The sequence below is a fragment of the Janibacter sp. DB-40 genome (assembly GCF_029510815.1).
In the GTDB taxonomy this organism is placed as follows: domain Bacteria; phylum Actinomycetota; class Actinomycetes; order Actinomycetales; family Dermatophilaceae; genus Janibacter.
In genome coordinates, this window is sequence record NZ_CP120360.1 from 626,804 (window position 1) to 639,735 (window position 12,932).

The following is a 12,932-nucleotide window of genomic DNA, read 5'->3' on the forward strand; positions in this document are numbered from 1 at the left end:
CTCAGTCGCGCAGGGCGTCACCCGGGGGCAACGGCCACCACCGCAGCCACAGGGTGCCGACCACCTGCTCCGCACGGACGAAGCGGGGGGTGCAGTCCTGCTCCGCGGTCTGCCCGCGGCAGGCGGAGACGGAGTCGGCGCTGCTGGCCCGGTTGTCGCCCATGACGAGGTAGGCGCCGTCGGGCACGGTGATCTCGGGCAGGCACCGGCCCGAGCGCGAAGCCCCGCCGGTGCAGTCCCGCTCGCCCGGCGCGAAGGGGATCTCGTGCTCGACGTACGGCTCGTCGATGGGCTCTTCGTCCACGAGCACCCGCCCCTGCTCGTCGCAGCACGAGACGGTCTCGCCGGGGAGCCCCACGATGCGCTTGAGGGTGTGCGCGCGATGGCTCGGTCCGACACCGAGGACGTCGCCGACGGTGCGCGCGGCGTCCTTGAGCGGGTCCGGCTCCCGGAGGCGCGTGTCCGCCCAGGTCCGCCCGTGGGCGAAGGCGATGACGTCACCGCGGTCCAGGTCGTCCCCCTCGACGCCGACGATCCGCGTGGTCACCCGGTCGCCGGTCATGATCGTCGGCTCCATCGACCCGGACGGGACGACGAAGGGACGCACCAGGGTGTGCGTGACCAGCGCGAGGACGGCGACGGCGATGAGGAGCCGCACGAGGACGCCGAGGCCCAGGGGCAGCTCGCGGCGCTCGCGTCGGGGACTCACGCGGGTCAGCCTAGGGTCCGGGTGTCAGGTCCGGCGGGGCAGCGGCGTCAGGCCGACCACGGCCGTGACCCGCCGGGCGCCGGGGGTGCCGGCGCCGCGGCGCCGGTAACGGTCCAGGACGGCGCCGAGCTCCGCACGCAGCGCCGCCAGCTGGGTCTCGTCCACGAGGACCTCGCGCTCGTCGAGGCCGCACTCCTCCTGCCAGACCATGGGCCAGGAGACCTGCGCGTCGATCCAGCCGTGGAGACGGTGGGCGTGGTGGTCGACGTGGTCGTGGGCGAGCCAGAGGGCGTCGGCGAGATCGTCCGCGTCGGAGATGGTGCTCACGGCGACCGAGGTGTCGACACCCTCCTCGTCCTCGTCCTCAGCGACGGCCCACACCCGTGAGCGACCGTCGCCCAGGCCGGTGTCGACGAGCAGGCCGGCGTCCGCGAGCACGCGTGAGTGGTAGCTCGTCGCGCCGGTGTTGCTGCCCAGCGCGCGGGCGAGGTCCGCGGCGGTCGCCCCGCCGTGCAGACGCAGATGCGCGAGGATGCGGGAGCGAAGGGGGTGGGCCAGCAGCCGCCACGCGTCCGGCGTCGGGGAGGCGGAGGCGCCCGAACCGTCACGATCAGCCATGCGCCGATGATTGCACAACTATTGTGCAATCACCGGCGAGGACGTGTTCGACCGCACCGCGGAGACCGCGAGAGGCCCATGAAATCAAGGGTTTCCCGGCTCGTTGGCGATTTCGGGCCACCTGTGCCAGTCCGTAGAATGGTGTGCAGCGACCTCCCGCCACCACGTGGCCGGGGAGCGTCACCCCCTTCGCCATGCGGAGAGGGGCCGGAAGCACCACACGAGAGCAGAAGGCATCACTCATGCGCACGTACTCCCCCAAGGGTGGTGAGATCACCCGTCAGTGGCACATCATCGACGCCACCGACGTCGTGCTCGGCCGCCTCGCGAGCCAGACCGCCACGCTGCTGCGCGGCAAGCACAAGACGACCTTCGCCCCCCACATGGACATGGGCGACTTCGTCATCATCATCAACGCGGACAAGATCGCGCTGACCGGCGCGAAGGCCGAGCAGAAGCGCGCCTACCGCCACTCGGGCCACCCGGGCGGTCTGTCCTCGATGAACTACACCGAGATGCTGGAGAAGCACCCGACCCGTGCGGTCGAGAAGGCCGTCCGCGGCATGCTCCCCCGCAACAGCCTGGGCCGTGAGCAGCTGGGCAAGCTCAAGGTGTACGCCGGTGCCGAGCACCCGCACGCCGCCCAGCAGCCGACCCCCTACACGATCTCGCAGGTCGCGCAGTAAGCGCTGCCGAGAAGGAATCAGAGGCTTATACCGTGGCTGACACCACCGACAACACAAACCCAGAGGTGCTCGAGGGCGACGAGCCCGAGCTGAGCTCCTACACCTCCGAGTCCGAGGGCCCGGTCGGCACCGCCGAGCCCGTCGCCCGCCCCTCGGCCTCCGCGCCCGGCGCCGGCACCGGACGCCGCAAGCAGGCCATCGCCCGCGTGCGGATCGTCCCCGGCACCGGTGAGTGGAAGGTCAACGGGCGTCCGCTCGAGGAGTACTTCCCGAACAAGGTCCACCAGCAGATCGTCAACGAGCCGCTCGTCGCGCTCGAGCTCGACGGTGCCTACGACGTGCTCGTGCGCGTCCACGGCGGTGGCCCCTCCGGCCAGGCCGGTGCCGTGCGTCTCGGTGTCGCGCGTTCGCTCAACGGGGTCGACCCTGAGCTGAACCGCCCGACCCTGAAGAAGGCCGGTTACCTCACCCGGGACGCCCGCGTCCCGGAGCGCAAGAAGGCCGGTCTCAAGAAGGCCCGCAAGGCGCCGCAGTACAGCAAGCGCTGATCTGCCGCCGCGAGCGAAGGGCGGTTCCCACCATGGTGGGAACCGCCCTTCGTCGTCTTCGCGAGCCTCAGCCGGAGTCCGCGGAGATCGGCAGCGGACGCCCCGCGCGCATCTCGGCGACGAGCGAGCGGGTCACCTCCACGAGGTCGCCCCCGTGCTCGGCCGCCACGGCGAGCTGACGCTGGTAGCTCGCGCCGACGCGCATGATGTGCTCCACGTCGGCGAGCTCTGCCTCGCAGCCCAGGCGGCGGGCGACCGGTGTGAGGCGCTCGAGGAGGTCGTGCAGCTCGTCGGTGACGAGCCGCTCCCGGTTGCGGGAGTCGAGGATGATGATCGCGTCCATGCCGTAGCGGGCGGTGCGCCACTTGTTCTCCTGCACGTGCCACGGCTGGAGGGAGGGGACCGTTCCGCCGTCGGTGAGCCGGTCGTCCAGGTGGACGAGCAGGCACTGCGTCAGGGCGGTCAGCGCGGCGATCTCGGTGAGCGTGGGGACGCCGTCGCACACCCGGACCTCGAGCGTGCCCAGGTGCGGGGCCGGTCGCAGGTCCCAGCGCACCTCCTTCAGCTCGTCGATGACACCGGTGACCAGCAGGTCGTCGATGTAGCCCTCGTACTCGTGCCAGTGCTCGAACTGGAAGGGCAGTCCGGCCGTCGGCAGCTGCTGGAAGAGCAGCGCCCGGTTGCTCGCGTAGTCCGTCGGCACGCCACCCCACCAGGGGGAGGAGGCCGACAGCGCCTGCAGGTGCGGGGCATAGGTGAGCATGCCGGCGAGCAGGGGCAGCACCTTGTCCCGGTGGGTGACGCCGATGTGGGTGTGCAGGCCGTAGATGAGCATCTGCCGCCCCCACCAACGGGTCCGGTCGATGAGGGTGGCGTAACGCTCTCCCTCGCTGACCTGCTGGCTCTCCCAGCGGGCGAAGGGGTGCGTGCCGGCCGACAGCAGCTCCAGCCCGAGCTCGTCGGTGACGCCGCGGAGACGATCCAGGCTCGCCGTGAGGTCGGCGACGGCCTCGGGGACGCTCTGGCAGACGTCGGTGACCAGCTCGACGGTGTTGGTGAGCAGCTCACGGTGCACGCGTGGGGTGACCCCGCCGTCGGCGATGAGCGACTCCACGACGTCCTCGGCCAGCGGCACGAGGTCGAGCGTCTCCTTGTCGAGCAGCGCGATCTCCCACTCGACGCCGAGCGTGGGGCCATCGGATGGCGTGAACTCGATCATCTGGGCCTCTCGACGCCGCGACCTACGGTGGTCAAGCCTACCGGCCGGGTATCGTGACGGAGCCTGTCCACTGAGTTCGATCCCGGACCGGTTCCCCACGGAAGGTTGCACGACAATGCCCCGACTCTTCGGCACCGACGGTGTGCGCGGTCTCGCCAACGGCGAGACCATCACGGCCGACTTCGCGCTCCGACTCGCCCAGGCCGCCGCCCGCGTCCTCCGCGACCCGGAGGGTACGGAGGGCCGGCGCCCCGTCGCCGTCGTCGGGCGGGACCCGCGGGCCTCGGGGGAGTTCCTCTCCGCGGCCGTCGTGGCGGGACTGGCCAGCAGCGGCATCGACGTCCTCGACGCAGGCGTCGTGCCGACGCCGGCGCTGGCCTTCCTCACCTCCGAGGTGCACGCGGACTTCGGGGTCATGCTCTCGGCCTCCCACAACGCGATGCCCGACAACGGCATCAAGTTCTTCGCGGTCGGTGGCCACAAGCTCCCCGACGCGGTCGAGGACGCCATCCAGGCGGCCATGGACGACGAGCCGGACCGCCCGACGGGCATCGACGTGGGGCGGGTCACCTTCATGGAGGACGCCGGTGCCCGCTACGTGCGCCACCTGCTGGACGCCGTCGAGCCGAACCTCAGGGGTCTGACGATCGTCCTCGACGCCGCGCACGGTGCCGCGAGCCTGGTGTCGCCCGAGGTCTTCCGGCTGGCCGGGGCCGAGGTGCACGCGATCGGCGCCCGCCCCGACGGGCTCAACATCAACGACGGCTGCGGCTCCACGCACCTCGAGAGCCTGCAGGCCGCCGTCGTCGAGCACGGCGCGCACTTGGGCATCGCCCACGACGGCGACGCCGACCGGTGCCTGGCCGTCGACGCGAGCGGGGAGCCGATCGACGGGGACCAGATCATGGCGATCCTCGCGATCGCACTCAAGGAGAAGGGCGAGCTCGCCGAGAACACCCTGGTCGCGACCGTCATGAGCAACCTCGGGCTGATGCGGGCCATGGAGTCCGCCGGCATCGAGGTCAAGCAGACCGGGGTGGGGGACCGGTACGTCCTCGAGGAGATGCGTCGGGGTGGCTACTCCCTCGGCGGCGAGCAGTCCGGTCACGTCATCATGCTCGAGCACGCGACCACGGGCGACGGCGTCCTCACCGGTCTGATGCTCGCGGCGCGGGTCGCCGAGACCGGTCGGTCGCTCGCGCAGCTGGCGGGTGCCATGACCCGGATGCCGCAGGTGCTGATCAACGTCAAGGACGTCGACAAGGACCGCGTGGACGGCGACGAGGGCGTGCGCTCGGCCATCGCCGACGAGGAGTCCTCCCTGGGCCTCGAGGGGCGGGTCCTGCTGCGCAAGTCCGGCACCGAACCGGTCGTGCGGGTCATGGTCGAGGCCGCGACCGAGGAGCGCGCCCGGACCACGGCCGACCGCCTCTCCGGGGTGGTCAAGGAGCGTCTGGCCCTCTGACGGGGGCCCGGCGGGCGGCCGCCTGACGAGGGTCGGCGGGGGGCCGCGTCCCGCCGGACACCGGGGTCCGCGGGTCAGACCGCCGGCACGTCGAAGTAGGAGTGCCGGGTGAGCGCGCGGCCCTGCCCGTCGAGGACGAAGAAGTCACAGAATCCGACGCGCGCGGCGCTGCCGTCCTTGAGCGTGCCCTCGAAGCGGCCACGCACCGCGACCTGGTCGCCGTCGACGAGCAGCGCATCGAGCACGTGCCGCCCGTCGGCGATGACGCGCTCGCCCCCGTAGAAGGCGGCGAGTGACTCCCGCCCGACCATCGGGGCGTAGCCGGGCCGGTGGTAGACGGCGTCGTCGGTGAAGCAGTCGAGCGCCCCCTCGACGTCCCCGGCGTCCACGCGCTCGTAGTACCGACGCACCGTGTCCGCCCCGCTCACGTGAGGATCTCCCGGCCCAGGGCAGCGGAGGCCCGCTGCAGTGCGGCAGCCAGGGGCGTGATCCCCTGTGCCTCCGCCGTCGTGAGCAGCTCGGTGACGCGATCGCCGATCCGGTCGACCGCGGCCAGGGTCTGCGCGTCGCTCCAGCCGGAGACGCCGCCGTGGACCTGCACCACCCCGCCGGCATTGGCGACGAAGTCGGGGACGAAGGTGATCCCCGCCTCGCGCAGCGCCTCGGCGCAGCCCGGCTCGTCGAGGGTGTCGTTGGCCGCCCCGGCGATGATCCGGGCGGGGATGCGGCCGATGTTCTCGCGGGTGACCACGCGCGCGACGGCGCACGGGGAGAACACGTCGGCGGGGTGGAAGGGGGCCTGCCGGGCGTCGACGGTGCGACCGCCCAGCTCGGCGGCCAGCGCCTCGGCGCGGACGGTGTCGACATCGGCCACGGTCACCCTGGCGCCGTCCGCGTGGGCGAGGCGGGCGACCTCGGCGCCGACGCTGCCGACGCCCTGGACGACGACCTCCGTCCCGGCCAGGCCCCCTACGCCGTGGTGGTGGACCGCCGCGGCCCGCATGGCGGCATGGACGCCCCGGGCGGTGAAGGGGGAGGGGCTCACCTCGTCACAGAAGGCACGTGCGCCGCCCTCGTCACGGATGGTCTGCATGTCCTCCAGGAGCGTGCCCATGTCGACGCCCGGGATGTACGTGCCGGCGGTGCGGGCGATCATCTCCCCGAAGCGGGCGAAGAGCGCGCCGCGTTCCGGCGATCCGGGGGCGAGGGGGGTCCTGCCGTCGAGCATCACGACGGACTTCGCCCCGCCGTAGGGCAGCTCGGCCAGGGCGTGCTTGAGGGTCATGGCGGCGGCGAGGCGCTGCGCCTCGCGCGCGGCGGCGGTGGTGGAGGGGTAGGCGCGGTAGCGCACCCCGCCGAAGCCGGGGCCGAGTGTCGTGTCGTCGATCGCGATGATCGCCCGGAGGCCGGTGCGCTCGTCGCGGCAGGTGATGGTCTGCTCGCTCGCCCAGGGTTCGGCGATGGAGTCCGACATCGGGGTGGGGGTCGTGACGGTGGTCATGGCCCCCATCGTGACAGGGGTCGTGTGACCCCTGTCACGCGGGCCGGACTCTCAGAACTTCTGCTCGATCAGGCCGGTGTCGACGTCGTAGACGAAGCCGCCGACCTTGGCGCGCTCGCCGATGAGCGGGTGGGTCCGCACGGCGGCGACGTCCTGACGCAGCGCGTCGACCTGGTCGTGCACGACGTGGAAGCCCTGCCACGAGGCGTCCTGGCCCGCGGAGGCACCGACCTTCGCGCGGAACTCGTCCTCCGTGGCGCTACCCATGGCGCACCGGGTGTGCGGGATGACGAGGATCCGCTCGACCTTGAGCAGGTGGACACCAAGGACGAGGGCCTCGAGCGCGGCGGACGTGACGCGCCCACCGGGGTTGCGGAAGATCTTGGCGTCCCCGGGCTCCAGGCCGAGCATGCCCAGCGGGTCGATCCGGCTGTCCATGCAGGTCACGATGGCGACGCCGGCGTGCGCGATGCCGTCGAAACCGCTGAGCTCGAAGCGCTCGGAGAAGGTCTTGTTGGCTGCCAGCAGGTCGGCGAAGTCCTCGGGGGCGGACGGGGTCGCGGGCATCGGATTCCTTTCGACGGTTGTCCCTGCACAGTAGCCCTGACCCGAGACCGGCGAGACACCCGTTCGTGGGTCCCGCGTCACCCCGCGGCGCGAGGTGGCGGGTGTTTCCCCATCACGAATTCGTCCCGACACGAAATAGTGAGGTCCTTGGTGTGTCATGGACCACGCGGGCGGTGTAGACAGACCTGTGGGAGGCGACGTTCAGTGACCCGACACGTCGCGTCCGCGGACGAAGGGAGCGACGTGGAGACACGACGACGAGGCAGGGCCGCCCTCGCGGCGGCCGCCACCACCGCTGTGGCGCTCGGGCTCTCGGCCTGCGGCGGGGGCAGCAGTGCCAGCGGCGGGACGCAGCTGACGTGGTGGATCAACCCGGACGGTGGCGGATCGGACCCGGAGGGCGGCGGGCAGGCCCAGCTGGCCAAGGAGTGCACCGACAAGTCCGAGGGCGCGTACACCATCGACTTCCAGATGCTGCCCAACAGCGCCAGCGACCAGCGCCAGCAGCTGCTGCGCCGGCTCGCCTCGAGCGACACGGGTGTCGACATCATGTCGATCGACCCCGTGTTCGTCGCCGAGTTCGCCGAGGCAGGCTTCCTGGCGAAGGTGCCGGAGGACAAGAAGTCCGCGTTCACCGACGGCATCGTCCCGCCGGCCGTGACGAATGCCCGCTGGGACGACCAGCTGTACGCGGCGCCGTTCTGGGCGAACACGCAGCTGCTCTGGTACCGCGAGTCCGTGGCCGAGGAGGCCGGGCTCGACATGGAGGAGCCGATCACCTGGGACCAGCTGATCGAGGCCGCCAAGAAGATGGACACCGAGATCGGCGTGCAGGCCTCGCGCTACGAGGGCTACATGGTCTGGATCAACGCACTGATCGAGGGGACCGGCGCGCAGATCGTGCAGAATCCCGGCGCTTCGGGTGAGGACCTGAAGTTCGGGCTCGACACCGAGGGTGGCAGGAAGGCCGCTGCCGTGATCCAGAAGCTGGCGGATGCCAATGTGGGTGGTCCCGCGCTCGGCTCCACCAACGAGACCACCTCGTTGGACATGTTCCAGAACGAGCGGGCGGCCTTCATGCTCAACTGGCCCTACGTGTACGCCGCGCTCAAGGGTGCCGAGGTCAAGTGGATGGACGACCTCGCTTGGACCCGCTACCCGCAGACGATCGAGGGCGAGGAGTCCAAGCCTCCGCTCGGCGGCATCGAGATGGGTGTCAACTCGGCGTCGGACAACAAGGAGGCCGCGTGGGACGCGGTCGAGTGCATCACCTCGGTCGAGAGCCAGAAGACGTACATGCTCGGCACGGGAAACCCCGCCGCCCACACGAAGGTCTACGACGACCCGGAGATCCGGGAGGCGTTCCCGATGGCCGAGCAGATCCGCAGCTCGCTGGCCGACTCGGGTCCGCGCCCGCTCACCCAGTACTACGGTGACGTCTCCTCGGGCATCCAGCGGGTCTACAGCCCACCCGGGTCGGTCGATCCCGAAACGACGCCGGAGCGGGCCGAGTCGCTCCTGCACGCGGTGCTGAAGGGAGATGCGTTGCTGTGAGTACCTCGACACCCACCCGGGAGCGGACGAAGGGGGCCAAGACACCCCTGTCCGACCGATCCCGCAGCGAGCAGCGCCTGGGATGGAAGCTGGCGATGCCCGCCTTCGTCGTCATGGTCCTGGTCACCGGGTATCCGATCCTCCAGGCGGTGTGGAACAGCTTCTTCGCCTACCGGCTCACCGACCCGGAGAACCGTCGCTTCGTCGGCCTGAACAACTACCTCGTCTCCTTCACCGACGAGGTCTTCTGGTCGGCGATGTGGATGACCGTCCTCGTCACGGTGATCACGGTGATCGTCGAGCTCGTCCTGGGCTTCATCATCGCCCTGGTGATGCACCGGATCGTCATCCCGCGCAAGACGCTGCGCACCCTGGTGCTCATCCCCTACTCGATCATCACCGTGGTCTCGGGCTTCACCTGGCTGTACGCGTTCCAGACCGGCACGGGCTTCGTCAACCAGTGGATCCAGTGGATGCCCGGCATCGACGCGAACTACAACTGGTTCGGTGGCTTCTGGTCCTCGCTCTTCGTCATCTCCCTGTCGGAGATCTGGAAGACGACGCCCTTCATGTCGCTGCTGCTCCTCGCCGGCCTGGCGCAGGTCGACAGCTCGATGGAGGAAGCGGCCAAGGTGGACGGGGCGTCGTGGCTGCAGGTGCTGATCAAGGTCATCTTGCCGAGCATGAAGGCGGCGGTCATGGTGGCACTGCTCTTCCGCACCCTCGACGCGTTCCGCATCTTCGACAACATCTTCATCATGACCGGTGGGGCCAACGAGACGAGCTCGCTGTCGATGCTCATCTACCGGCAGACCATCGACCGCACGGAGATCGGGCTGGGATCGGCCCTGTCGGTGATCCTCTTCCTCTGCGTGCTCGTCATCGCGGCGGTGTTCGTCAAGGCGTTCAAGGTCGACCTCGCCGAAGGGAGGGGCTGACATGAAGCAGTCAACCAAGGGGACCGGCATCTGGAGCGTCCTGGCCGTCCCGATCATGCTCTGGACCGCCGTCCCGCTGCTGTGGATGCTCTCGCTCTCGCTCAAGAGCGCCGACGACCTCGCGAACAAGGACGCGAGCGTCCTCGGCAACTTCTGGCCCAAGGACCCGACGTTCGAGAACTACCAGCTGATCTTCAGCGGGGGCGCGAGCGAGCTGTTCATGCCCGCGCTGCGCAACTCGCTCATCGTCTGCCTGCTGGCGACCCTGATCTCCGTGGTGCTCGCGATGTTCTGCGCCTACGCGATCTCCCGGTTGGAGTTCAAGGGCAAGAAGATGATCCTCGTGACCGCGCTCGCGGTCAGCTTCTTCCCCGTCGTCGCGATGGTCACGCCGCTGTTCGAGATCTGGAGCAAGACCGGTCTCTTCGACACGATCCCCGGTCTGGTCATCCCGTACCTCGCGCTGACCCTCCCGCTGTCCATCTGGACGATGTCGGCCTTCTTCCAGCAGATCCCGTGGGAGATGGAGCAGGCCGCCCAGGTCGACGGCGCGACGAGCTGGCAGGCCTTCCGCAAGGTCATCGTCCCGCTCGCCGCTCCGGGTGTCTTCACCACGGCGATCATCACCTTCTTCATCGCGTGGAACGACTTCGTCTTCGCGATCTCGCTCACCTCGGACCAGGCGCGGACGGTCCCCGCCGCGCTCGCCTTCTTCACCGGGGCGAGCCAGTTCGAGCAGCCGACGGGCGCGATCATGGCGGCCTCGGTCATCGTGACCATCCCCGTGGTCATCCTCGTCCTGCTCTTCCAGCGTCGTATCGTCGCCGGCCTGACCTCGGGCGCCGTCAAGGGCTGACCCCGCCTTTTCGAAACAGGAGAACCCCATGGCTGAGATCACCCTCAACAACCTCGTGAAGAAGTACGGCGACGGCTTCCCCGCCATCAACGACGTGAGCCTGGACATCAAGGACGGCGAGTTCATGATCTTCGTCGGCCCGTCCGGCTCCGGAAAGTCGACGCTGCTGCGGATGGTCGTCGGGCTCGAGGACATCACCAGCGGCGATCTGCACATCGACGGCAAGCGGGTCAACGACCTCTCGCCGAAGGACCGCAACCTGTCGATGGTCTTCCAGAACTACGCCCTCTACCCGCACCTGACGGTGTTCGAGAACATCGCCTTCCCGCTGCGACTGGCCAAGGGCAAGCACTCCGACAGCGAGATCAAGGACAAGGTCAACACGGCCAGCGCCCTGCTGGAGCTGGACGAGCACCTCCAGCGCAAGCCGAGCAACCTCTCCGGTGGCCAGCGGCAGCGGGTGGCGATGGGGCGGGCGATCGTGCGTGACGCGGATGCCTTCCTCTTCGACGAGCCGCTGTCCAACCTGGACGCGAAGCTGCGCGGCCAGATGCGCACAGAGATCGCGCGGATGCAGCGTCGCCTCGGCACGACGACGATCTACGTCACCCACGACCAGACGGAGGCGCTGACCCTGGGCGATCGGGTCGCCGTGCTCAGGAAGGGCCTGCTGCAGCAGGTGGCGAGCCCGCGGGAGCTCTACGACCAGCCGGTCAACCTCTTCGTCGCCGGCTTCATCGGCACGCCCCCGATGAACTTCCTGCCGGCGGAGGTGGACGGTGACGAGCTCGTCCTGCCGTTCTGCTCCGCGCCGCTGCCGGCCGGGGTCAAGGAGCAGCTCACCGATCAGAAGCTCCTGCTCGTCGGGATCAGGCCGGAGCACATCAAGGACGCCGACCTGGGCGACGCGGTGGCGGGTGGGGTGCGCTTCGACGCGGTCGTCGACCAGACCGAGTGGTTGGGCAACGAGCAGTACGCCTACGTCCCCTTCGACGTCGACGGTGGCGTCAAGGAGAAGCTCGACGAGCTGGACCAGGAGCTCGATGGTGAGGGGATGCGCACGCAGATGGTCGTCAACCTCGATCCCCGGTCGCGGGTCCGGGAGGGCGACGTCGCCCACTTCGTCTTCGACCCGGCGCTGATGCACGTCTTCGACCCGGAGACCGAGGACTGCCTCACCCGGGACGACGAGGCAGCCGCCGAGCTCGCCCGCCAGTCCGAGGAGGACCGCCAGCGGGCGCTCGAGCGTGCGCGCGAGCGCGAGGCCGAGGCCGTCACCTAGTCGCGAGGCCCCGTGGGGGTGGTCAGCGCTTCGCGGACTGAGGCGGCAGCCCGAGGTCGGCGCGGGTCGGCGGCTGGGCGCCGACCCGGGTGACGGTGACCGCCGCGGCGTCGAGCCCGCGCTGGAGGGCGGGCACGACGGCCCGACCGCGGGCCCTGCGCAGGCGTGCGCGGGCTTCGGGCCCGCCGAGCAGGCCGGCGTCGAGCAGCCCGGACAGCAGTCCGGACATGAACGAGTCCCCGGCGCCCACGGTGTCGGCGACGTCGACGCTCGTCCCGGGCAGGGAGAGCTGCCGCCCGGACGGGAGCACGGCCAGTGCGCCGTGCGCTCCGCGGGTGCACACGGCCAGCACCGGGCCGAGGTCCTGCCACGTGCGCAACCAGCCGAAGAGGGCGTCCTCGTCCAGGGGACGACCGGCGAGCCACTCGAGGTCCGCGTCGCTCGCCTTGACGACATCGCTGAGGGCGACTCGCCGCTCGACCTCCGCGAGGGCCCGGTCGTGGTCGGGGACCAGCGCGGGGCGGATGTTGGGGTCGTAGGAGACGGTGCCGGTCCGCCGCCCGCCGTTCATCGCCGCGAGCACGTCGAGACCACCGGGGCGCATCAGGGCACCGTAGGACCCGGTGTGCAGGTGACCGGCCCGCTGGGAGAGCTCCGGCACCCGCCAGGAGACGTCGAAGTCGTACTCGGCCTGACCCTGCTCGTCGAGGGTCGCGGTGGCGACCGGGGTGTCCTCGGCCCGGTCGCTGTGGGGTACGAGGCCCACCCCCGCCTCGGAGAGGTGCTCCCCGATCATGGCGCCGTGGCGGTCCCGCCCGATGTGCGTGGCCAGGGAGACCGGGTGGCCCAGGCGGGCGAGCCCGACCGCGACGTTGAGCGGGCTGCCGCCGACGTGCTCGGTGCTCGTGCCGTCGGGGGCACGGACGACATCGATGAGTGCCTCGCCGATGACCAGCGTCGCACCCGGGGACCCACGGCGGCCGGGCATG

The 12,932-nt window shown here is 70.4% G+C and carries 14 protein-coding genes; 7 read left to right on the plus strand and 7 right to left on the minus strand.

Features of this window, described 5'->3' with window-relative positions:
- Position 1: 1 nt before the first annotated feature.
- Both lepB and PVE36_RS03100 read right to left on the minus strand, forming a co-directional pair.
- A complete protein-coding gene (gene lepB, locus PVE36_RS03095; RefSeq protein ID WP_277454507.1) occupies positions 2-709 on the minus strand; it encodes a signal peptidase I in 708 nt (235 codons plus the stop codon).
- Between the two features lie 24 nt (positions 710-733).
- Positions 734-1,327, minus strand: a complete 594-nt coding sequence (locus PVE36_RS03100; protein ID WP_277454508.1) for a helix-turn-helix domain-containing protein — start codon at positions 1,325-1,327, stop codon at positions 734-736.
- A gap of 242 nt (positions 1,328-1,569) precedes the next feature.
- Here PVE36_RS03100 and rplM point away from each other — a divergent pair, with 242 nt between their 5' ends.
- Positions 1,570-2,013 carry a 50S ribosomal protein L13 gene (rplM, locus tag PVE36_RS03105; RefSeq protein ID WP_277239348.1) on the plus strand — a complete coding sequence of 148 codons (444 nt, stop codon included), beginning with the start codon at positions 1,570-1,572 and terminating at the stop codon, positions 2,011-2,013.
- 32 nt (positions 2,014-2,045) lie between these two features.
- On the plus strand, positions 2,046-2,561 hold the full coding sequence (rpsI, locus tag PVE36_RS03110; protein WP_277454509.1) for a 30S ribosomal protein S9: 516 nt from the start codon (positions 2,046-2,048) through the stop codon (positions 2,559-2,561).
- 67 nt (positions 2,562-2,628) lie between these two features.
- Here the strand turns inward: rpsI and PVE36_RS03115 are convergent, their stop codons facing one another.
- A complete protein-coding gene (locus PVE36_RS03115) occupies positions 2,629-3,780 on the minus strand; it encodes a glutamate--cysteine ligase (protein WP_277454511.1) in 1,152 nt (383 codons plus the stop codon).
- Between the two features lie 115 nt (positions 3,781-3,895).
- On the opposite strand from PVE36_RS03115, the gene glmM reads away from it, so the two are divergent.
- On the plus strand, positions 3,896-5,245 hold the full coding sequence (glmM, locus tag PVE36_RS03120; protein ID WP_277454512.1) for a phosphoglucosamine mutase: 1,350 nt from the start codon (positions 3,896-3,898) through the stop codon (positions 5,243-5,245).
- 74 nt (positions 5,246-5,319) lie between these two features.
- Here glmM and PVE36_RS03125 read toward each other — a convergent pair whose 3' ends face one another.
- The 3 genes from PVE36_RS03125 to PVE36_RS03135 are packed head-to-tail and all read right to left on the minus strand — an operon-like array spanning position 5,320 to position 7,313.
- The gene (locus tag PVE36_RS03125) at positions 5,320-5,673 is read right to left on the minus strand and encodes a nuclear transport factor 2 family protein (RefSeq protein ID WP_277454513.1); all 354 of its coding nucleotides are present in this window, start codon (positions 5,671-5,673) and stop codon (positions 5,320-5,322) included.
- Positions 5,670-6,746, minus strand: coding sequence for a Glu/Leu/Phe/Val dehydrogenase dimerization domain-containing protein (locus PVE36_RS03130; protein ID WP_277454514.1), 1,077 nt, complete (start codon positions 6,744-6,746; stop codon positions 5,670-5,672). The genes PVE36_RS03125 and PVE36_RS03130 overlap by 4 nt, the downstream gene beginning before the upstream one ends.
- A gap of 51 nt (positions 6,747-6,797) precedes the next feature.
- Positions 6,798-7,313 (minus strand): carbonic anhydrase, encoded by a 516-nt coding sequence (locus tag PVE36_RS03135; protein ID WP_277454516.1) that lies wholly within the window; start codon positions 7,311-7,313, stop codon positions 6,798-6,800.
- 204 nt (positions 7,314-7,517) lie between these two features.
- Between PVE36_RS03135 and PVE36_RS03140 the strand changes: the two genes are divergently transcribed.
- From PVE36_RS03140 to PVE36_RS03155, 4 genes are all read left to right on the plus strand, one after another.
- Positions 7,518-8,867, plus strand: coding sequence for an extracellular solute-binding protein (locus tag PVE36_RS03140; RefSeq protein WP_277454518.1), 1,350 nt, complete (start codon positions 7,518-7,520; stop codon positions 8,865-8,867).
- Between the two features lie 95 nt (positions 8,868-8,962).
- On the plus strand, positions 8,963-9,805 hold the full coding sequence (locus tag PVE36_RS03145; protein WP_277455747.1) for a sugar ABC transporter permease: 843 nt from the start codon (positions 8,963-8,965) through the stop codon (positions 9,803-9,805).
- 1 nt (position 9,806) lies between these two features.
- Positions 9,807-10,661, plus strand: coding sequence for a carbohydrate ABC transporter permease (locus PVE36_RS03150; RefSeq protein WP_277454519.1), 855 nt, complete (start codon positions 9,807-9,809; stop codon positions 10,659-10,661).
- A gap of 28 nt (positions 10,662-10,689) precedes the next feature.
- The gene (locus PVE36_RS03155) at positions 10,690-11,943 is read left to right on the plus strand and encodes an ATP-binding cassette domain-containing protein (protein WP_277454520.1); all 1,254 of its coding nucleotides are present in this window, start codon (positions 10,690-10,692) and stop codon (positions 11,941-11,943) included.
- A 22-nt stretch (positions 11,944-11,965) separates the two neighbouring features.
- On the opposite strand, the gene PVE36_RS03160 is transcribed toward PVE36_RS03155, so the two are convergent.
- Positions 11,966-12,931, minus strand: coding sequence for a PfkB family carbohydrate kinase (locus tag PVE36_RS03160; RefSeq protein ID WP_277454521.1), 966 nt, complete (start codon positions 12,929-12,931; stop codon positions 11,966-11,968).
- Position 12,932: the final 1 nt, after the last annotated feature.